20 protein-coding genes and 1 pseudogene are annotated in these 21,958 nt (G+C 40.0%); 8 read left to right on the top strand and 13 right to left on the bottom strand.

Annotated features, from left to right (window positions below; genetic code table 11):
• Positions 1 to 3: 3 nt before the first annotated feature.
• Positions 4 to 1,155, bottom strand: coding sequence for an efflux RND transporter periplasmic adaptor subunit (locus CXF80_RS04040; protein ID WP_101031472.1), 1,152 nt, complete (start codon positions 1,153 to 1,155; stop codon positions 4 to 6).
• Between the two features lie 876 nt (positions 1,156 to 2,031).
• On the opposite strand from CXF80_RS04040, the gene CXF80_RS04030 reads away from it, so the two are divergent.
• From CXF80_RS04030 to CXF80_RS04020, 3 genes are read left to right on the top strand one after another with little or no spacing between them, the layout of a single operon-like run.
• Entirely contained in the window at positions 2,032 to 2,736 is a 705-nt protein-coding gene (locus CXF80_RS04030) for a DUF4386 domain-containing protein (RefSeq protein ID WP_101031470.1), read from the top strand.
• A 52-nt stretch (positions 2,737 to 2,788) separates the two neighbouring features.
• Positions 2,789 to 2,887 carry a proprotein convertase P-domain-containing protein gene (locus CXF80_RS20735; protein ID WP_101031468.1) on the top strand — a complete coding sequence of 33 codons (99 nt, stop codon included), beginning with the start codon at positions 2,789 to 2,791 and terminating at the stop codon, positions 2,885 to 2,887.
• Positions 2,880 to 3,452 (top strand): hypothetical protein, encoded by a 573-nt coding sequence (locus CXF80_RS04020; RefSeq protein WP_101031466.1) that lies wholly within the window; start codon positions 2,880 to 2,882, stop codon positions 3,450 to 3,452. Before CXF80_RS20735 ends, CXF80_RS04020 begins: the two co-directional genes overlap by 8 nt.
• A gap of 258 nt (positions 3,453 to 3,710) precedes the next feature.
• Here the strand turns inward: CXF80_RS04020 and CXF80_RS04015 are convergent, their stop codons facing one another.
• From CXF80_RS04015 to CXF80_RS03975, 9 genes are all read right to left on the bottom strand, one after another.
• Entirely contained in the window at positions 3,711 to 5,060 is a 1,350-nt protein-coding gene (locus CXF80_RS04015; RefSeq protein WP_332871096.1) for an NAD(P)/FAD-dependent oxidoreductase, read from the bottom strand.
• 375 nt (positions 5,061 to 5,435) lie between these two features.
• Positions 5,436 to 6,041 (bottom strand): S-(hydroxymethyl)glutathione synthase, encoded by a 606-nt coding sequence (gene gfa / locus CXF80_RS04010; protein WP_101031462.1) that lies wholly within the window; start codon positions 6,039 to 6,041, stop codon positions 5,436 to 5,438.
• A gap of 25 nt (positions 6,042 to 6,066) precedes the next feature.
• The gene (locus CXF80_RS04005) at positions 6,067 to 6,459 is read right to left on the bottom strand and encodes a hypothetical protein (RefSeq protein ID WP_101031460.1); all 393 of its coding nucleotides are present in this window, start codon (positions 6,457 to 6,459) and stop codon (positions 6,067 to 6,069) included.
• A gap of 557 nt (positions 6,460 to 7,016) precedes the next feature.
• A complete protein-coding gene (locus CXF80_RS04000) occupies positions 7,017 to 7,343 on the bottom strand; it encodes a DMT family transporter (RefSeq protein WP_101031458.1) in 327 nt (108 codons plus the stop codon).
• 220 nt (positions 7,344 to 7,563) lie between these two features.
• On the bottom strand, positions 7,564 to 8,403 hold the full coding sequence (gene fghA, locus CXF80_RS03995) for an S-formylglutathione hydrolase (protein ID WP_101031456.1): 840 nt from the start codon (positions 8,401 to 8,403) through the stop codon (positions 7,564 to 7,566).
• A gap of 130 nt (positions 8,404 to 8,533) precedes the next feature.
• Positions 8,534 to 9,664 (bottom strand): S-(hydroxymethyl)glutathione dehydrogenase/class III alcohol dehydrogenase, encoded by a 1,131-nt coding sequence (locus CXF80_RS03990; protein ID WP_101031454.1) that lies wholly within the window; start codon positions 9,662 to 9,664, stop codon positions 8,534 to 8,536.
• Positions 9,665 to 9,885: 221 nt separating this feature from the next.
• Positions 9,886 to 10,152: a DksA/TraR family C4-type zinc finger protein gene (locus CXF80_RS03985; protein WP_101031452.1), complete on the bottom strand. Its 267-nt coding sequence runs from the start codon at positions 10,150 to 10,152 to the stop codon at positions 9,886 to 9,888.
• Positions 10,153 to 10,583: 431 nt separating this feature from the next.
• Positions 10,584 to 11,141, bottom strand: coding sequence for an S-(hydroxymethyl)glutathione synthase (gfa, locus tag CXF80_RS03980; protein ID WP_101031450.1), 558 nt, complete (start codon positions 11,139 to 11,141; stop codon positions 10,584 to 10,586).
• Between the two features lie 55 nt (positions 11,142 to 11,196).
• Positions 11,197 to 12,348: an iron-containing alcohol dehydrogenase gene (locus tag CXF80_RS03975; RefSeq protein ID WP_101031448.1), complete on the bottom strand. Its 1,152-nt coding sequence runs from the start codon at positions 12,346 to 12,348 to the stop codon at positions 11,197 to 11,199.
• Between the two features lie 309 nt (positions 12,349 to 12,657).
• Here CXF80_RS03975 and CXF80_RS03970 point away from each other — a divergent pair, with 309 nt between their 5' ends.
• Complete coding sequence (locus CXF80_RS03970) at positions 12,658 to 13,527, top strand: LysR substrate-binding domain-containing protein (protein ID WP_101031446.1); 870 nt, start codon at positions 12,658 to 12,660, stop codon at positions 13,525 to 13,527.
• Between the two features lie 809 nt (positions 13,528 to 14,336).
• Positions 14,337 to 15,530: a conjugal transfer protein TraF gene (locus CXF80_RS03965; RefSeq protein WP_101031444.1), complete on the top strand. Its 1,194-nt coding sequence runs from the start codon at positions 14,337 to 14,339 to the stop codon at positions 15,528 to 15,530.
• Positions 15,531 to 16,537: 1,007 nt separating this feature from the next.
• Here the strand turns inward: CXF80_RS03965 and CXF80_RS03960 are convergent.
• Positions 16,538 to 17,473 (bottom strand): ATP-grasp domain-containing protein, encoded by a 936-nt coding sequence (locus tag CXF80_RS03960; protein WP_101031442.1) that lies wholly within the window; start codon positions 17,471 to 17,473, stop codon positions 16,538 to 16,540.
• A gap of 163 nt (positions 17,474 to 17,636) precedes the next feature.
• On the opposite strand from CXF80_RS03960, the gene CXF80_RS20730 reads away from it, so the two are divergent.
• Entirely contained in the window at positions 17,637 to 17,846 is a 210-nt protein-coding gene (locus CXF80_RS20730) for a hypothetical protein (RefSeq protein ID WP_443018993.1), read from the top strand.
• A 15-nt stretch (positions 17,847 to 17,861) separates the two neighbouring features.
• Here CXF80_RS20730 and CXF80_RS03955 read toward each other — a convergent pair.
• Positions 17,862 to 18,077: pseudogene (locus CXF80_RS03955) on the bottom strand (IS3 family transposase); the annotation flags it as partial.
• A gap of 457 nt (positions 18,078 to 18,534) precedes the next feature.
• Here CXF80_RS03955 and CXF80_RS03950 point away from each other — a divergent pair.
• Together CXF80_RS03950 and CXF80_RS03945 are read left to right on the top strand one after the other, a co-directional pair.
• Positions 18,535 to 20,958: a winged helix-turn-helix domain-containing protein gene (locus CXF80_RS03950; RefSeq protein ID WP_101031440.1), complete on the top strand. Its 2,424-nt coding sequence runs from the start codon at positions 18,535 to 18,537 to the stop codon at positions 20,956 to 20,958.
• A gap of 8 nt (positions 20,959 to 20,966) precedes the next feature.
• Entirely contained in the window at positions 20,967 to 21,392 is a 426-nt protein-coding gene (locus tag CXF80_RS03945; RefSeq protein ID WP_157822174.1) for a hypothetical protein, read from the top strand.
• Between the two features lie 82 nt (positions 21,393 to 21,474).
• Here the strand turns inward: CXF80_RS03945 and CXF80_RS03940 are convergent, their stop codons facing one another.
• Entirely contained in the window at positions 21,475 to 21,924 is a 450-nt protein-coding gene (locus CXF80_RS03940; protein ID WP_101031436.1) for a 5' nucleotidase, NT5C type, read from the bottom strand.
• Between the last annotated feature and the right edge of the window lie 34 nt (positions 21,925 to 21,958).

Below are 21,958 nucleotides of genomic sequence, written 5' to 3'. Positions count from 1 at the left end.
AACCTATTTTTCATTTTTTGAAGCGAAAGGAGTTTCAGTCTGCTCTGTTGTTTCAACTACAATACCGACACGCACTTTTTGTAACCCTTCAACGACTATTTTTTCACCGAGTTTTAACCCTTTTATCACTTCCCAACGAACATCATAACGAGTACCTAGTTTAACCATGCGTTTTTCAATTTTGTTTTCTTCGTTAACCACTAATACAAAACGTCCTTGTTGCTCTTCTTGTACGGCTGATTGTGAAATCACAACAATTTTTTCTTCGTGGGGCATTGCGAGTGACAATTTAGTATATTGCCCTGGTAATAAGGATGCCTTGGGGTTAATAAATATCGCTCTAATAGCTAATGTACCTGTGCTTTGATCAATACGGTTATCAATGAAGTCAATTTTCCCTGTATGAGGGTAGTCCAGTGTATCTGACAAGTTAATTGTCGCCGTCAAGTCATCTGTGTCTACAGTGAGTCCATCGGTAAACTCTTTACGCGCTTTAGTTAATGTTTTTTCAGGAATTTGAAAGTTAACCCAAATAGGGTCGAGTTGTACTAATGTCGCTAACTCTAAATTATTTGCAGTGATTAAGTCCCCTGTGCTCACTTTTGAGCGACTAATTCGGCCTGAAATAGGTGCCATTATTTTTGTATAAGAAAGGTTTAATAAAGCATTATCTAGATAGGCTTGTTTAATCGCTACATCTGACTCTGTTTGATTCATACTGGCTGTTAATTCATCTATGTCCAACTCTGAAATTGCACCCGTGTTAATTAATTTTTGACCACGTTGCCAACGGTTTTTAGCAATTTTGTAAGCTGACTGCGCATGTTTTAAAGATGCTTTTTGTTGATTTACTTCTGTATTATAAGGGGTAGCGTCAATTTCGAATAAAAGATCACCTGCTTCTACATCATCACCACCAGTAAAATGACGCTTTAATAAAACACCTTCAACTTGCGCACGGAGCGATACATCTTCAGTTGCTTCTGTTCTACCTATAAAAGCCATTTCTGGCACAATATCGATCTCTTTTATTATCTCAACAACAACATGTGGTGCCGGAGCTGCAACCTGTGTTATGGCTGCATCGTTACAAGCAGAAAGAAGCAATAATAATGAAACAATAAGTAGGGAGCGTGGCAGTGAAAATGTGTTCATGAGTAAGCCTTATAAGTCAATTTTATTGCTTAAAAATTAAGCTTATTAAATAAGTTCAATGATTGCTATTATTTAATGGTTTTATTTATATTGTAGTGATGCTTGGAAGGGGAGTTGTTAGTCGGAAGTATTTAGCCATTAGCTAAATACTAAGTTCTATGTTTTAAATTGGTGGAGCTATGCGGGACCGAACCGCTGACCTAGCTGAGCTATAGCCCCATCGTATTGATCGGAGATAAATTAACATTGCCATCCAAGATGGTTGGCTAAATAACAAACAATAATCTACGCTTTATTTACCCTTTCAAAATGGTAATTGAAGTTGGCCATACCCAGACAAACAATCATTAGCTTAGATGACACACCTTCTCACTGTATATAGAAAGTTATCATTGTTGCTCGCGTGGAGTGCGTAAGGCTTTTCTGTGCGGCATTGATAACTCAACAGGCGAAAATTTTGAGCATCGCCGAGAGTGGGTTGATTTACGTATTCTTGAATTGGCTACCATCTTTGCGATTGATATCTGCACTTATGCATTCTTATTAATAAGCAGGGAGCGACCATTTGCATGTGGTGATAAAAGTTGATGCAGATAAGGCTAAACAATGGTCAGATAAAGACGTGCTTATGCAGTGGCATAAAAGCTTTAAAGGCACATTGTTAACTAATAAGTTTGTCAAAAGGGAAGACCTCAACCAATTTGAATGATTTAATTTAGCCATGATGGTTCCGTTGAATTGGCAGTAGAGCAAAATATACAAGGTGATCGCGACTCAAATAGGAAAGGGTTATGTTGTTACTTCAAAAAATGGCTGGCTATGTATTTTTAGAAGCCGATATGGCACCTCTTATCAATGAATTAAAGGATTAACTTGATGGACAATGATTCTGCACAGGATTTTTCTAATGGTCTAACGCAAAGAAACTCAGCCATAATCGCTGGGTTAGGTCTGTTGGTAATGGTTTTCGCAGCACCCATAGCAAATTTTTATTTCATGTCGCAAAGCGTTGTCAAAGGTGATATCGCTGCAACAGTCAATGGCTTGCAATCCAATGGAACTCCATTTCTAATTGGCACATTCTTGTTATTTGTTACTTATGTGATGGATATTATTGTCGCATGGGCTTTATTTTGGTATTTGCGTAAAGATCAAAGAGCGCTTTCACAGTTGGTTGCGTGGTCTCGGCTTATTTACACTGCGCTTGCTTTCGTTGGTCTATCTTCGAGTATTCTAGCCTACGACTTGGCTGTGAGTCTGTCGATATCAAATTTATTCAGCGAATCAGATATCCAATCTATGGTTTTTGCCCACCTGTCAGCGGCTAAGTCGATGGAGTCGATGGCGCTGATGTTGTTTGGGGTTCACCTAGGTATGCTCAGTATTTTGTTATGGCGTTCTACCGTTACTCCAAGCTGGCTTAGTATTCCAGTGGGGCTAGCCGGCACGTCTTATATTGGTATGTATTTAGGCAAATACTTTGCTCCAGATGTCGATTGGGGCTGGTTAATTCTCTTTGCACTAGGAGAACTCGTATTGATGGTTTGGTTACTTGCATTCGGTTGGCGTAAACAAAGTTAGCCACACGCTGAAATATTCATTTAACAAGCGACTATGGACTATTGACTCGAATATGATTGAAACGGTGAAGGGTGTTTGGACGCTCAAGGTTAGCGATCAAAAGAAAGATAATCTTGGCACATTAACACAGTGGAGCATTCAGTTTGATTAAGTTAAGAATGTTAGAGGCGTTGTGTTCGCTATTATTCTGCGCCGCACTGTTTTACAGTGCAGCGCCCGGAGATAAAGGTGTCTCTTTTTTCCCTATGTTGCTGGATTTGGAGCCGCTCTACATATGCTTTGCTATCTGGCTGATATTATCCGGTCTTGTCGCTTGGTATTTCGGGCCTGCTAAATGGCCGAATATGTTGATTTTTGGGGCCATAGGCATGTTGGCTGTTGTCTTGGCATACCCTGTTGAAAAAAGAATTTATCAGCCCCCAAGCAAGATAGTTGCCGCGGCGGCACAGTATTTGGATGACAACAATGTCTTATATAGTGATTTCAGGGCAATTGCACGGACTAGAAGCTTGTTTGATCCATTTAGACCTCATTATTGGGCTATTCGTGTTTACGCCAATAATAAATTTCCCAGTGAAGTAGAAACTGATGATTCCTGGGATCTAGAAAAGCATGGGCAATTTGAGGTGTTTGTTAGAGAATCATTTTGGGGAACTCTGGATATTAAAAGTGGAACATGGTCATCCGATCCCTCATTTATTTGGCATAAGAAATAAGTCGCATAAATTATGGACACCATCCAACAACACTTCAACATCATTCAATGATTTAATTTAGCCACCCATGATTGTTCCGTTGAATTGCCCGTAGAGAAAATTATACAAGGTGCTCGCGACTCAAATAGAAAGGGTTATGTTGTTACTTCAAAAAATGGGTGGCATATTTTTATTTTGCATATTTTTATTTTAAATGCCGGGCCAATTTGGCCCGGCATTTTATTCGAAACTATTCAATTTCTGACTAAAAATCATTTATCACCACAATTTCAATTGCGGACGCAGTCGGCTTTGTACACCATTTAGCGCCAACAGTAATAACCCCTTTATTGGGCCATGTATGGCGAGTATATGCCTACGATATAGTGAGGCATAGACAAAACGGGCGGGGCATCCTTTAATGGCAACTCCTCCTCCGAGGAATGAGAACATATTACCCACAGTATAGAACTTAGACATGTTCACAAATCCTCCCAGGTCCTTGTAAAGATAATCTTTAAGTTTGGCATCCTTGTCTTTCAATAGACGGATCAAATTGTCACCGACCAGAAGAGCCATCTGACGGGCTGTCTGACCACGGGGCGGAGTATAAGAACCATCCGGCTGTGGGCACGCAGCGCAGTCACCAAAAGAAAATATGCGTTCATCTGTGGTACTTTGGCAATTCGCGTGAACAATCAGCCGGTTCATCGTATTGACCTCAAGATCGAGCGTCCCTAGGATATCAGGTCCCTTGACTCCCGCCGCCCAAATCATCATATCTGATTTGATAAACCACTCTTCTTTGGTGTACATCCCTTCAGCAGTCACTTCGGTAATGATTGTATTGGTCATGATATTTACACCCAGAGCTCGTAGCTGTTTATCGACGGCTTCGTACAGACACTCCTTTTTAAGGCTAGGCATGACACGATCTGAGGCCTCGATCAGGTTTATTCTCAGAAGATCTTTGGCGATTTCATATCCATAACCACTAAGGGTGTCGGCAACGTGGTGCATCTCGGCAGCCATCTCGGTGCCTGTGGCACCGGCTCCTACGATTGTGATATCGAAATACCCTTGATCAGGCTTCTTTGCATGTTGCAAGAATCTGTTGAGAATTTTTTGGCGCATAGTCATAGCCTGTTCGGTAAGGTCCAAAAATTCACAATGTTCACGAACACCCGGAATACCAAAATCATTGGTGATAGCACCGATACCAAGTACCAAATAGTCATAATCGATATAGCGCTCAGGGAGAATTTCAACGCCATTCTTATCTTTCATTGAAGCTAGAATGATTTTTCTATTGCTACGGTCTACACCTGTAAGGGCACCCTGTTCGAATTTATAACCATTCTTAGAGGCGTGAGCACGATAATCTACCGCATTGAGGCCTTCATCCAAGCTGCCTACTGCTAACTCATGCAAGAGTGGTTTCCATATATGGTAGGCACTTATATCCACCAACGTAATATTAGCTTTGCCATTTTTTCCCAGTTTTTTTCCGATTTTACCCAGCAACTCCATACCACCGGCACCACCACCAACAACAATAATATTAGTCATCATAAACTCCAAATTAGTAAATGTTAAAATGTATTCCCGTATTTGCTTTTCAGATTTCAATCTGACTTATGCCTTAACAGTTATATTTTCAAATGTAAAAAGACAATACTCTCAACTCTTATTTTTTAAGAAGCCAAATAGCAGGAATTTATGCTCAAATAATAGGTAGGAAAGCCTTCTCTTAGATGAAATATATTATATTGCGTTGCTGAAAAAGGTAATACCCACGTTTGTTAAATCACTTTTACTAATAAGTAATAATATCAGTGAAAATAGTGAATTTGAATTTGCGGAATCAAAAATTGATCTTGTTTTCTAAATTAATTGAATTTTTTTCAGCTTATACGTTCTGTTATTCCAATATGATTATCAAAATATAAAAATGGGTAAAGCTAGACGTAAGTGGATCAAAAAGGCTCAAAAGAGCATTTATAGTTACTTATTATTTTCGGTATGTGTTGCGATTACATCCATCAATGCAGGAGAAAGGCAATCATAAGGAGTTAACCCTTGTGATGTTAATTGCTGACGTATTGCATCCATATCTTCAGGCTTCGTTCCTGTTTCAATAATTGACGATACAAACGCTGCAAATTCTGGTGCAGACCAGCCTTTTTGCGTAGAGAGTTCAGTATGAATAAAATCTAAGCCAAAGAAAGGATGTTCTGTATTGTCAATGCGACCGTACATATGAACTCCACACTCCTTACAGGCAAATCGCTTAATTGCAGCACTGCCATCAACAACCTTAAGCTTTGACTCATTATTTGTTACTTTAAGGTTATCTTTTGAGATCACTGCTACCACTGAGAAAAGAGCGTCAGCAGGTTTCCAACATTTAGAGCAGCCACAAGCGTGATTATGAGCACTTTGTCCTTTAATCTCGACTATAACTGCTTTTGAGCGGCAATGGCATTTTAACTCGCCGCCCTTAAAATTATTCAATGCTGGCTGAATGCCTTTGTCAATATTAGGATGGATAAGAACACCATTGGTACAACAGAATGTTGCTTTATATTTACTTATAATTTTATTTATCATTTAATTGAACTCTTAAGTTTAAGTATTATACTTGTGGTGCAAATTCAGTTGCTGCTTTTCGATGAGCGGTATAAATAGCTTCACCATCACTTTCGGCATCAAAAATAACAGCTACATCAGCTGAAAAAATAATCACGTCACCAACTTCAGCAATATACTTATTACCTTGTAGATCTCGTACTACTATTTTACCTTTTATAATTACTTTATATTCTACAGAATCATAGAAATATTCGAATTCAACTCCTGGCTGCATAGTAAAGTGACCAATCGAGAGTGCTTCCGAATTATTTGTTACTGCAACTTCTGCCATTTGGCTTTTTAAACCGTCAACTTCAAGAAGTTGACTCAAATCATTTAGTTTAAATGAGCCTGACTTTAATAGGGTTATCCCTGGCTTATATGATAGCGTGTTCATCATATGTTCCTTTGTTTTTGTTTGTTGCATTGCATCCACTATTGATTATTTCAATATGGTTGAAATTCATTGTATGTAATTAACTTTATCAAGGATTATAATCCCTAAGAAATGTTGATACTGTTGTTCTCCATTTAACAAGATGGCATAACAAATATGTTTCCACTAAATTGACACGAGGAAATTAAGCAACCACTTCCCAAGTAACTTTAATGACTAAGTATAAAGATAAAATTTTTCCCTTTTCATGTTTTAAGTAATGAAGGTAGTTTAATTGATTTTAAAATAATGATAATACCGGTTTTTGGTAAAAGATTATTACTCTTTCAGCCTTAATTCTTATAGCGTAGTATTACTGATACGGATAATTACGGTGCTTTAGATAAGTACAACATCTTGAGTTGTGCTTGAGACACGAAAGCTACATTTCACAAAAAACACCTTAGGCTTGCTGATCCATTACTTTTATAACCCATACTTATTTTTTTAATGACAACCATTATTCTGAACAATGAGCGAAGGCCTCCGAAGTATTTAGAAAAGGGAGTACGAACTCATTAATGGCTATGTCCCTGAGATAAATTAATCATGATTACACCAGAGGCAACCAACGCCATGCCAACCCAAGCGGTTAAGTCTAAATGTTGTCGATAAAACAAAGCTGATAGCAGTGTAACGGTCACGATGGCTAAGCCAGCCCAAAGCGCATGTGCCACCCCTACAGGCATCCCCTTCATCGCTTGACCTAGAAACAGAAAAGCGGCTAAATGCCCCAAAATCACCATCAACGCAGGTAAAGGTTTACTAAACCCATCGGTTGCTTTTAACGCCACATGAGATAACGCTTCGGCCATGACACCCAGTAGTAGAAAAATCCAACTCATAAAATAAGCCTTAATGTAAAGTGGTCGGCAGGCTAAGCCCGCGCATTGATTGGGATACTGTTTAGTTGCGGTTATTATATGTATAACCACTCAGATGATAATCTAGCTAAATAGCAAATTACTTTTACCCATTGGTAATAAAGTAATTTAAACCAAAGTAAAAAGGTGTCGACATAAATGTAGACACCTTTTTTAATTACATCTGTGGACGGAACAGAAGTTACTTTGTTAGATATTTGGCATGAAAACGTAAGTGGTTTTCGATGAAGCTAGAGATGAAATAGTAACTATGATCATAACCTTCACGATAATTAAGCTCTAACGGATAACGGTTAACCTGAGCCGCAGCTTTAAGTATTTCCGGCTTCAGCTGCTCAACAAGAAAGTCATCGGCATCACCTTGATCGACCAATGCAGGTACAAAATGACTCGCTTGACGCATCAATAAGCTCGCATCATATTGAGCCCAATTTGCAGTATTTCTACCTAAGTAGGCCGCGAACGCTTTCTTCCCCCAAGGACAATTAATGGGGTTACTGATAGGGCTAAAGGCCGATACCGACTGATAAGCATCGGTGTTACGCAGCGCGATGACTAATGCACCATGACCTCCCATAGAGTGGCCGGCAATAGATCGCTTATTAGTAACGGGGAACATCGTTTCAATCAGATCGGGTAGCTCATTGACCACATAGTCATACATACGGTAGTGACGATTCCATGGCGCTTGAGTCGCATTAACGTAAAAGCCTGCTCCCTTGCCGAGATCATAACCCTCGTCATCGGCAACATCATCACCTCTTGGGCTCGTGTCTGGGGCGACAATAGCAATACCCAGCTCTGCAGCAATACGCTGTACTCCCGATTTTTGCATGAAGTTTTCATCGCTACAGGTTAACCCGGAAAGCCAGTAAAGTACGGGGACGTTCTCACCATTAGACGCTTGAGGCGGTAAATAAATGGCAAATCGCATGGCGCAATTAAGAGTCTTTGAATCATGGCTATACTGTTTATGCCAACCACCAAAACTCTTATTTACACTGATATTTTCAACGGTCATTTAATATCGACTCCTATAAAATCTGCTTCAGAGCACTATACTTTCTAGCGTTGCTCTCAATAGCTATTATCGATTGTTTTCTTTAAAAAAAGACAAGCGCCCTAGGGCGCTTGTCTTTTGGAATGACGACTTATTTATCGAAATGAATAACAGTACGAATACTTTTGCCTTCATGCATTAAGTCGAATGCTTCGTTAACTTGTTCAAGTCCCATGGTATGAGTAATAAAGTCACTTAACTTAAATTCACCCGCCATGTAACGCTCAACATATTGAGGTAACTCAGTGCGACCTTTAACACCGCCGAATGCTGATCCTTTCCATACACGCCCAGTCACTAACTGAAACGGACGCGTTGAGATCTCTTGTCCTGCGCCAGCAACACCGATCACCACTGATTCCCCCCAACCTTTATGACAACATTCAAGCGCTGATCGCATCACGTTAACGTTACCGATACACTCAAATGAGTAATCAACGCCGCCATCGGTTAATTCGACAATCACATCTTGAATTGGTTTATCGTAATTTTTAGGGTTAATAAAATCGGTAGCACCAAGTTTACGTGCCAGCTCAAATTTACTCTCGTTAATGTCGATGACTATGATGCGAGAAGCTTTAGCCATTGTCGCGCCGATAACTGCCGAAAGGCCGATCCCCCCCATGCCGAAAATAGCCACCGTGGCACCTTCTTCAACGTTGGCGGTATTCATTACTGCGCCCATACCGGTTGTCACACCACAACCCAATAAACACACTTCTTCAAGTGGTGCTTCTGGGTTCACTTTGGCAAGTGATATTTCAGGTAGTACTGTGTACTCAGAAAAAGTGGAACAGCCCATATAATGGAAGATTTCTACGCCATCTTTAGAGAAACGTGTGGTGCCGTCAGGCATTAAGCCTTTACCTTGTGTTTCACGGATTTTTTGACAAAGGTTAGTTTTGCCAGACTTACAAAATTTACATTCGCCACATTCAGGCGTGTAAAGTGGAATAACGTGGTCCCCCACTTGTACGCTCGTAACACCTTCACCGATAGACTCGACGATCCCGCCGCCTTCGTGACCAAGAATACAAGGGAAGATACCTTCTGGATCATCACCGGAAAGCGTAAACGCATCGGTATGACATACCCCAGTGGCGATCATTTTAACGCGTACTTCACCTTGCTGAGGAGGCATAACATCTACGATTTCCATAGATAAAGGCTGACCTACAGCCCAAGCAACGGCGGCTTTAGATTTAAGAGTTTGTGCTGTCATCTTGTATTCCTACTTTGAATAAACTTTAAATACGGTGTATGTCACCGTGATGGTATGGCAACGATTATAACGATCTTTGCTATATTGATAATCCCATCAATAGGCAATTAACTTTTACCATATGGTAATAATTACGTGTAAATTGATTTTATTTAAGACTGAAGGGGCTTTAGGCTACATCTCAGTTCAAGTTAGCTTGTTAACCATTTTTTTCTGGCAAATTAACGTAATTGGCTATCTTTACTGCCTCTACGATTAAACAGGTGTTGTTTCGCCTGATTGCTGTCTATTTCGTTTTGACAATGAATACAGAGTTTAACCCCTGGAACCGCAATACGCCTTGCATCAGCGATCGCTTCACCACACTCTTCACAATGCAGTAAACTATCGCCAGCGCCGAGTTGGCTTCTTACTGCGGCCACAGCATCTTCAACACTACTATCGATTTGCTCTTGTACCGCACCATCTTTCGACCATCCTCCAGCCATACTAATACCTCACTATAACAATTAACGCTTATCCCTTAGCTGATTTAGCCCATTTTGCTGCCATTAATCTATTGTCGATGAGATGGACAGTGTCCTGCAATATCTAGGGTTAAATAGTCAATCAATTTTTGATAGTGACTAATATTTAACTTGTCTATTTCACTCTACATTGGGTTAAATAACCCATGCTTTAAATATCATTAAATGACGTCATTGGATTACAAACATTATAGTCGTTTTAATATAAATGATAATCGGCTACATATATAAAACTCTTTTACCTATTGGTAATAATAGAAGCGATTAACATTCAACACTGTCAGTTCAAACTGAAATTAATAAAAGATACATAAAAAATAGGTTCATAAAAAAAAGCGCCTAAGCGCTTTTTTTTATGTTGATGCCAGTTAAGTCTGACACAAAATACAAGATTACTTATGACTCGCAACGTGAGTTGCAATGACATCCATTAATGCTGGTGATAAACAGTCATATGGTGCTAATCCCAAGTCAGTTAATGTATTACGAACATCTGTCATCGCTTCAGGTGCAGTACCTGACTCAATGATTGAAGAGACAAAGGCAGCGAACTCAGGCGCTGACCACCCTTGCTGTTTAGATAGCTCTGTATGCACAAAGTCTAAACCATAGAAAGGGTGTCCAATATTTTCGATTCTGCCGTACATATGAGTACCACATTCTGTACAAGCATGGCGCTGAATGGCGGCCGAATCATCAACTATCTGCAATTTATCCGCATTAGCAGTCACGCTGACTTTGTCTTTGGCGACTACGGCTATTTGAGCGAACAAAGCGCCTTCTGGCTTCCAGCATTTGCTGCAACCGCAGACATGGTTATGCGCAGTTTGCGCTGACACAAGCACTTCTACAGGCTTATGAGTGCACTGGCATTGCAATGAACCACCGGTAAAAGCTTCTGCCGTTGCTACTATGCCACTATCGACCTGGGGATGAATTAACGTTTTCATAATGATGACTCCAAAGTTTAGCTAAGCCTTGTTGTTCAAGGCTTAGCAAGGCTATTTACATAGCTTGATTAAAAAGATTGATAATATCTTGTGTGTTGGCTTTTCTTGGATTGGTTAAAGAACACGCGTCATTTAAGGCATTTATTGCCATAAATTCGAGCCTTTCTTGCTTTACGCCAAGATCAGTAAACTTCTGCGCGGTACCCACTGAAGTTGAAAGTTGCTCGATTGCGACAATACCTGCTTCTGCGGCATCGGCTGCATCCATGCCTCTCGTATCGACACCCATTGCTTTGGCAATGTCGGCAAATCGATCAGGACTAACGGTTGCATTGAAACGAGAAACATAAGGCAGCAAAATCGCATTACATAAGCCGTGCACTAAGTCATAAACTCCCCCTAGTTGGTGTGCCATAGAATGTGAATACCCTAATGAGGCATTGGAGAAAGCCATGCCTGCTAGGTATTCAGCGTACTGCATAGCATCACGTGCTTCGCGGTCTTCACCGTTATCAACAGCCTTCTGTAAGTTCATTGAGATAAGTTCAATGGCCTTAATGGCAGACGCGTCTGTTATTGGCGTTGCTGCGGTTGAGACATAAGCTTCAACCGCATGGGTCAATGCATCCATACCCGTAGCCGCTGTGAGAAATTTAGGCATCGCTACCATAAGTTCTGAATCATTTACTGCAATAATCGGAGTCATATTTTTATCTACAATCGGGTATTTCGTCTCATCTTCTTCATTATGAACAATGGCAAATATGGTCATCTCTGCCGCAGTACCCGCGGTGGTATTTACTGTGACCAGAGGTAATTGTGGCTTAGCTGATAAATGCACACCTTTAGAGTAGTCACGAATATGACCACCATTAGTAGCGACTAAGGCAATGCCTTTAGCACAATCGTGAGGAGAGCCTCCACCAAATGAAATAACAAAATCACAGTCTTCAATCTTAAGTAACTCAAGACCTTGCTCGATGTTTTTCTCTGTTGGGTTAGGCTTTACACCATCAAAGATGGTAAACGCGATAGCGTGAGCAGATAATTCATCGGTCAGCCTGTCGACTAATTTAATATCGACCAGCGTCTTATCTGTCACGATAAGCGCTTTATTAAAGTTTCTAGCCTTGAGCTCGCTACCGAGTTGCTTAATGGCATCGGGTCCCATCATCGACATCGCAGGCATATAAAATGTTGTACTCATGTGTATTTCCTTAGATTAAAAAAATATTTGCAGCCTATCTACATCATATGGAACGATTTAAACTGAGGCTGGACGACTTCTTGGTCATTCGATGGCAGTGATTATATTCTTTATGAATAAGTTGATAATCCATGTAAATTGGAAAACACTTTTTACTTGTAGTAATAATAAAAACCATTAACACTCTTGCTATAACGATGGCTAGGATGTGATAGCGATTTTAAATGAGATTTAAATTTAAATTGCTTTTAACTTAAATTTGGTAATAATTACTCTATATTTGCTGAGAATAATTTCATAAGGGTAACAATGATGAAGTGGGAAGGGGTAAGTGAATTCGTTGCTGTAGCAGAAGCTGAAAGCTTTACCAAGGCAGCACAACATCTGGAGATCTCCACAGCGCAAGTCAGCAGACAGGTCAGCGCGCTGGAAACCAGAATGGCAACTAAACTGTTTCATCGAACCACACGAAAAGTATCAGTCACTGAAGTGGGAAAAGTCTATTATCAACATTGTCGCCAGGTACTCGATGGACTCGAAGAAGCGGAGCGTGCCATCACTAACTTGCAGAGCACGCCTAGGGGACTGTTAAAGATTACCGCTCCAGTAACCTATGGTGAAGGGACGATAGCACCGTTAATCAATGATTTTATATCCAAATACCCCGAACTTGAGATCAAAATAACCTTAACAAACCAGAAGGTCGACATGATTGATGAAGGCTTCGATCTCGCCATTAGGCTGGGACAACTCGAAGACTCAAGTATGATGGCAAAAAGGCTAGGTTCGAGGACTCAATATGTTTGCGCTTCACCTCATTACCTTGCAACATATGGCTTGCCTCACTCATTGTCTGAGTTAGATCAACATAATTGCTTGCAAGGCACACTCGATTACTGGCGCTTTCAAGAAAATGGTAAGACAAGAAACATCAGAGTCAGAGGTAATTTAAGCTGCAATAGCGGTCATGCACTTGTCGATGCGGCAATCAAGAGTATAGGCATAATACAATTACCCGATTATTATGTTTTACCTTTCATTCAATCTGGTCAGCTGGTGCCAGTCTTAGAGCTTAATCGACAACCCGAAGAGGGGATCTGGGCTCTCTATCCGCATAATAGACACTTATCACCAAAAGTTCGCATGCTACTGGATTACCTAGGTGAGGCTTTAAGCTAACAGTAACTTGGGTCTATCGCTCTGGCTATTGAATTAACATAGCCATATCTGGCTATGTATTTTGAGCCGAGCATCGAGCATTTGCTACCATGGGATGTTAAGTTAGGCAAGACTAGACGGCAATCGCCGGACGGATACATTTATTTAGCAAACCTCTGCCGATTGAAAAATTTGAAAGTTTAATTAGTTGAGACAAGTATTCAATATTGATGTGACTAGAAACAACGCAGCGAAATTTCAGCCATACCGTTCAACTTTTATTAATGATGCGCTCAAACCAATTTTTGCTAAGATCGTTGAGCGCAATTTAATATTTACGAATGCACGATATTAGCAACCGCCGATAGTTGCAGTAATCGGCGTGCCGGGACTTGTATCACTTGTTTGCGGTGTATAAGTGTAGGTAGCATCGCTAAAACTGAATGATAAATTCTCGGTCAAACGGTCTTCACCGCCTGAACCACCGGTCGATAAGCTTGTAATTCTTACATTGTTGCAATCAATTGAGCTTATTTAATATGGCTTCTTTAAACTGATTTGAATACCTTTGATAATCCACTCGTTTTAACTTACCGCACCCTGTTTATTGATAAAATTAATTGAAGCGACAACGGTCCTAGTAGGTTTGGATACTGGGGGGTAACGTTGTGCAAAGCGAGATAAACAGCAAGTATAAAAGTCGGCTAATGCTGGGCAAAAGTATTATGGAACATAGCAATTTTATGAATAAAAATGGTCTCTCATCAAGGTAATGTACATTTTGTTAGTATATATTCATAAAAATAAATAAAAGACTTAGGGATAGTATGATGAGAATGACAAAACTGGCGCTTTGCTTAGCATTGATGCCATGCTCGACAGCCTTCGCGGGCCAGCATTATTATGAAGCAAGAAGTGATGCGATGGGAGGAGCTGCCGTTGCTTCATCGAGTCTAGAAGGGGCGGCGTTAGCCAACCCGGCTTTGATAGGCTTTTACGCTAACAAGACCGATGATTATGCCTTACTTTTGCCAGTTCTAGGGGCTGATGGCGCTGATAAAGACGATATGATTGATAAATTCGATAACCTGCAGGACTCTTATGATGGACTCGATGCAGCAATCAGTGCTAGCGATGTCAGTGATATTAATCAATATCGTGGTGAGTTAATTGACGACTTGCAGGCCTTGCAAAATACCTCTGGTTATGTGAGTGCAGGCTTTGGTTTTGCGCTGGCATTGCCGACAACGCGCATTCCCATGGCTATTTTCTTAAATACTTATATGGATGCTATTGGCTTGGCTGCTATTGAGCAATCTGATATTGATATGTTGTCGACCATTGATCCTTTGAACCCGCCACAGATTAACGATCTTGATTCTGCTGGTATTGTCGCTGCGGGCTCGACCACCGATATTGGTGTGGCATTCAGTATGCCTTTTTCTATCGTCAATATGCCTGTGACTGTGGGGATCAGTCCTAAAATTCAGCGTGTAGATGCCTATTTTTATGCGGTGAGTGCCAACAACTTTGAAGCTTCAGACTTCGATGATGATAAATACCGTACCGATGAGACTTCATTCAATGTGGATGTGGGCATTGCGTTGCAGCCAATGGAAGGGATGACCTTGGCATTGGTGGGTAAAAACCTCATCAGCCAAGATGTCGATACACTCGCGATTAACAATCGTACAGTTAGCTACCAAGTAGAACCATTAGTTACAGCGGGTATTGCCTATGATTGGTCAGACTTTACGATAACAAGCGATATCGATTTGACTGAATACCAGCGTTTTGAGTCGCTTGCCGGCACTCAATACTGGCGCGTTGGCGGCGAAATGCGCCCGACGGACTGGCTGGCTCTGCGTGTAGGCTATCGCCATGATTTGGAAGATACCACTGTCGATATTTATTCGGTTGGGACTGGCTTTAACGTGGGTGATGCATTTCGTTTTGATTTTACCGGAATGTTTGGCAGTGATAACGCCGTCGGTGGTGTGATCCAGACGTCTTATCATTTCTAGTCGAGGGATGATTATTGGCAAGATCTGCTAGAGCAGTGCTAATGTGGTTTTGACGACAAACAACAATTCACTGCACTACATAAAACCAAGGTTTCGGCCTTGGTTTTTGTTTGTCGATCTTGTGCACCAGTTTGCCTGAGAGTCTGTGACTCAGAAAACCCTGGTAGCAAACAGAGCCCCAACAACACATATCATTGCATTCCAAATTGCTCCTGTGCGTTTATATTAAAGTCTGACCATTTATAATATAGTTTGATAATTTCTAGCATTCTTTTTCACAAAAGACGAATACGCCTTAAAACGTTTTTGCCCCATTGTGTGTTTAGGCTATGGCCTGCGGCCACTAACGTCGTGGCGCTTCACCCACACCAGACCAAGAGGAAATCAACGGCTATTCCCTCTTTACTCTTTATAAAAGAGTTAGCCCAGCTGCCCCGCAACATTTTCCTTATTTACGTAAACAACTGATGCGAAAAGGTCGCCATGGGGATTGATCCAGCTTTTAACTTCATTTGAAGCCTGCTTCGGCCTTATTCGAAAATGCTAACGCTTTCGATGGGGCGTCTCTTCCCCTCGAAAGCTATGATAGACAGGATGTCTGAATGCCTTGAAGCACATGGATGTGCGGGAAAGGCCATTGCCAGCTCACGTCATTTTCTTCAACGTCCTCAAGTTAAGAGTTGAATTTGTACATTTTCACTTGAGCAGACAAACTCATTTATGTCCCCAAATGGGTTAGGGGATGGAACTCGCTTGTGTGAACACCAAGGGACTTTGTCGTTTCTATATTTACCAAGGGAAATTGACGGATCTAAATCTATTTCTAAGGGTATAATGGGGGCGTTAGCAACTTAGAGCGTTTACTTTATTTAGATGCCCATTCATTAATTTTTTTAATGCAACGCCTCAAGAAACGGCGTGTTTTGAAACGTCCAAATCACTTGATTTGTTAGCATTTGATTCGATGCTTATCTATTTCCTTACGATAGATTGAGCACCTGAGACAATTATTGCTGTTGCAACTCTTGAGCTAAAAATGCTGCAATAGCTTCCATCCCTTTGGCTGGGGCGTTGCCGTCGATTTCTGCCTGACGATTATAATTAGTATTGGTATTAACATCGTAAGTATAGATATCGCCATTACTGTCTTTAATCAGCTCAATTCCGGCAATTTCGATGCCACTGTCACTTAAGAATTGTTGATATTGTTTGATGATCGGGTGATCGTTAAACTCGGTGCTGATTTTAAACTTGCTAATCGGTGCTACGGTTGGACAGTATCCTTCGCCAATTTGACAACTATCGGCCGGACACAACTCAAAGCCCTCTTCAGTGCTCACTTGCACACTATAGATAAACTTACCGCCGACAAATTCACAACGGGTAATATAGGCTTCCGGCGCTTTAATATATTGCTGAATTAACCAAATTCCGTCGAGCGGTTCTTCGTAATCGGTACTGTCAAGGTAGGTTTGTAACGCTTCTGTACTATGAAATAATTGGACGCCAAGACCCTTGCCACCACGATTTGGCTTAAGGATAAACGGAAATTGATCAAACTCTTTTGCACTGCTGACTAGCTTATCTCTGCCGACTACTGCCGTGGTTCGAGGGGTTTTAATTCCGGCGCGATTTAGTGCGGCATATTGTGAGATTTTACATAATTCAAGATACAGAGCATCGGTACCATTGATCACGCGGCGACCATGTTTTTCTAGCCAAGTTAGAACCATTCTGGTGAGTTCAGGCCCAAATCGATGACCACGAGTGTGCGATGAGGCACTCATCCGATTGTAAAAAACACCTTGAGGCGGTTCCTGTTCTAACGCGACTTGGCCTTGATCTAAAAACCATTCTTGAGCATTAATGCCTATATCATTAAAGGCTTGATGAAGGGGCGTTACCCACTCGCTATTTTCGTGCAAAACGTAAATATCAGACATGATTGAACCCGCTTAGTGAATATGGTGCGATTATACCGATGTTTGGGTAGTAAGGATAATGGTGCCCAGGTTGTTCGATAATAAGTTTCGATATTCGTGGGGATGGATATCATCCCCACATATTTATGTACGCCTTTCTTGTATTCTGCATAGAGGTTGAGTTATGTCATTTGAAATCATTAAATGTTCTTTTTGTAATCAGAAAAACAGGGTTCCTCTAGATGGAATTGTTCAGAGGGCAAAATGTGGTTCATGCGGACGGTTTATTACAGGAGGTGAGGGAAGTACGTGCAGATTGTGCCTGCAATACATTTCAGATGGTATCCACCTTTCAGATGGCGCTATGGTTTCGGTACCCCCTGTGTCAGGATAGTTGTCGCCTAAATTGTTAAGCAGCTTCTTTGTTTTGCTCTGGATTTAACTCCACAGCGCCTATGGGCTGCCAGTTTCGCTCTCATTTTGACCATCGCTCTGGATGTTCATTTCTTTTTGTCTGATACAACACTTTTCGCTTCTCCAGTATCCCAACATCAAGACCATCATGTCTCTGGTTTGGTGTCACAAACTTAATCCTGCTATGGAGATGCACGTTGTTGTACCAATAATCTGATGATTGCAGCTTTGCCTCCGCCAGAACAATATAGAGTTGAAATATGGAGAGAAAGTAGAAAAAGCAAAAGGAACAGCTCACTATTGTTTTTCAACAATGAGTAACTTAATTAATAACTTAATGAGTGGCTTAGTTATTCGCTTAATTATTCATTTAATTTGTGTGTGTTGCACGTCGAAGTAAAATTTCGGATAAATAGCAATGTAACGGTCACTTTTATTCATAACAATTCATAGTGATACATCATTTAATAGACGACCTACCGCTTGAACCTAATTTGATGTTAAGCACATTATCATCAATCATGTTCAATTCACTCATTTGATATTTAGGTAAATTCAACCTAATGTTATTGATGACTTCTGCTGTTAGAGCTATGTAGCTCAAGCTAAAAGAATGGTATTCCACCCACTTAGCGACGTGAGTAAGATAAGGAATAAGGCCCTTTTTTATGGAATATGGAGAGAGACGCGCAAGTGATAACGCCGCTATTAATGCTGAACTTTTAAAAGGATTCATGCTCGGAGATATTGTCATCATACCTAATGATAATGTCGCCATATTTAATGGCAAACGACGTCATATCTCTCCTAAAGCCTTAGAAATTCTGTTGTTTATGGCCAGTAATCAAAATAAATTACTGTCAACTGAGCAATTGTTGAAAATAGGTTGGGGAGAAAAAGTAACCAAACGGGGAAATTTATCACATGTCATTAGTGAATTAAGACATGTATTGGATGATCATAAAGAATCTCCTGAGTTTATTCAAACACTAAACCGTAGAGGGTATCGTTTAATTGCCGCCGTAAAAAGTGTCGATGATAAAGTGCTTTATCCCAATTTATGGCCTTCGAATGAAGTGCCTGCACCTCAATTGAGCAATGACAATTGGCATTTATCCGTCGCATTATTGAAAAATTCGCGATTATTTAAAGTAACAGTAGCATTTTCTATTAGTACTTGGGTTATTATTCAAATTATTGCACTGGTATTTCCTATATTTAATGTGCCTGAATGGGGTCTGAAAATTGTTGTTCTCTTATTGGTTATCGGATTTCCTCTCATCTTACTTTATACTTGGTTACAAGAAATAAAAATAAAGAAAAATCTATTTTATATAAATAACAACAGCCCACGCAAAAAATTATTTTATAAACAACTGCTCTTTGATTTTATATTTATTGGTTTATTGTCTTCATTTGTTGGCTTCTTATCTATGCATCTAATTGATTCTATAGAATTAGAACAAAATGGTTTGACTAACAACAGCCGCTTACCACCTTCTGTTACTCTTCAACATGATTTATTAGCTGTCATTCCGTTTAAATTTGATAGCCACTCCAATGTACCCGATTATTTTAAAGCCACTTTTCAAGGTGAAGTCATTAACGCTTTATCAAATCAAAAGAATTTTAATTTGGTATCTCAACGGGCTATTAATGAGGTAGCTGTTAGTAGCACAATTAAACAATATGCCGAAAAGTTAGGGGCTAAATATTTACTAGATGGACAAGTCGTTGCAAATAATGAAGAAATAATAGTTATGCTTAACATTACCGATACCGAAACGGCTCTTCAAGTTTGGGCATCGTTAATTAAAGGTGCACCAGATAATTTATTGCATGTACAAAAAGAGCTTTATCGTAAAGTATTTAACGCGTTAGATCTTATTGCAAAATCTTCTACTACAAATGTTGAAACATTAATAAGCACGGACGATTTTAAAGCTTACGACAGTTATATTCAAGGACGTGGCCAACTGGCTAATATCCCTACGCTGGAAACAACCGCGGCGGCTGAAATTCATTTCTTAAATGCGCTTGAATTAGATCCAAACTTTTCTTTAGCCAATGCAGGCTTGTGCCAAACCTATCTTGAACAATATGCACTTTCAAAAAATATAGCGTCATTTCAATCGGCAAAGAGGATCTGTAGTGCCTTAACCCAAGTTTCACAATTAAAAGAAGAAGCTTACATCGCATTAGGAAACCTAAATCGCATTAGCGGACAATACGCTATTTCTGACCAGTTTTATCAACAAGCATTGACGTTAAACGATAAAAACTTACCCGCGATAACAGGTATCGCTCAAAATAAGCATACCCAAGGTGATATAAAGCAAGCTGATTTACTCTTTGCTAAGGCGATTCAACTTGAGCCAGGATATTGGAAAAATTATCAAATATATGGTCACTTTTTATTTAGTATTGGTCATTTTGCACAGGCGAGTGAACAATATACCAAAGTCACTTTATTGAAGCCAGATTTTGAAAAAGGATTTAGTAATTTAGGTTCTTCATACTATCTTAATGATGAGTTAGATAAGGCGAGTGATGCATGGCAACATTCATTAAGCATTAGCCCAAATGCCATTACTTATTCAAATTTAGGCACGGCATTTTTTTTCCAAAAGCAATTTACCCTCGCGACTAAAAATTATTTACTGGCCACCAAATTAACGCCGTTTGACCCTACGCTATGGGGGAATTTAGCCGATGCGCAAAAATTTTCTGGAGATATAAAAAATGCAAGATTGTCATATACTAAAGCGCTTGGTCTTGCCAAAGAACAATTAAAAGTAAATCCCAATCAAGAAACCATGCAAGCATCATTAGCACGTTACCAATCCGAATTATTACAATGTGATAGTGCCCTAAACAGTATTGAGACACTACGGACGTCACAAAGTAACGATCCTTATATTTATTACGACACCGCAATCGTAGCGCTTAATTGTGGTCAAAAATCATTGGCACAAACACTGATTAATACTGCATTGACACTAGGTTATCCAAGAAAAATACTTGCTCGAGATATTCAATTTATATCTATTTATTCAACTAGTACTCTAGAAAAAGAAGGAAAATTAATATGAAATTGGCCATGAATTATACAAGAAACTACTTAAAAAGCTTAGTCACTATTATTTTCGGTATTGCAATTATGCTGTCTGGGAATTCGTTTGGGGCTGACAAACAGATAGCGTTAACCGTTAATGAATGTGCCGTATCAGCTTCGGTAAACGGTGGCAGTGGCTGTGATGCCGATCAATGTGCTAGTGAAGCTGGCTGTATATGCACAAAGAAAGGGGATTTTATTACTTGGAAATTAGACAATGAAGTTGATTCAGACTTTAAACTTAAATTTTCTGGTGATTCACCTTTAAAAGACAATTGTGGCAAAAATTTTAAAAAAAGCGAACACAAATGCAAAGTGAAAGAATCATTAACCGTTGGCCAATTTTTTGATTATCAAGTGGTGATGCAAGGCTGCGATAATGGTTCGGATCCAAGAATTATCATTCAATAACTGACATAGACATCAGCAAACGTACCGAAATGGTTAAAAAAAGCCACTATGATAACAGCAATGTAGTGGTATAGTTTTATTTTCATATTCCGAGAAAAGCCCGCACGCTTGCCCAGTCTTGGAAAGGATCGGTACCAAAGTGTAAGACTTTACCTGTAAATAACTCCTGTCTTTTTCCTTCATTGTAATCATCAATAAGAAAATCTCCTTTTAGTAGATCTTTTCGTGGAGAGATTATTAGTCGATGCACATAATCCATACCTAAGTGTGTTTCAACCCAAGTTCGTTTTTCCGTATAGCAAAGTGGATTCATGACGGAAGGTGCTGTCAGGATAAATGGATCGTAATGCTGAGATGCTAATAACTGTCTCATAGCTTCAATGCCACCTGTTATTGGTAGCAAATCATGAAAGAAACCAGGCTTACTTTGGGGGAATTGAATTTCAGAATAAAGCTTCAATGCTAGTTGATGGGCACTTGCGTAATCACACAGGGTATCATCCATGTCGATATAGATAATTTTCTTACTCATATACTCATTTCCACTACATTCTCTTTAAAAGCAT

It is taken from the genome of Shewanella sp. Actino-trap-3 (genome assembly GCF_002836275.1).
GTDB lineage: Bacteria > Pseudomonadota > Gammaproteobacteria > Enterobacterales > Shewanellaceae > Shewanella > Shewanella psychromarinicola.
This window is presented reverse-complemented; position numbering and strand designations above follow the sequence as displayed.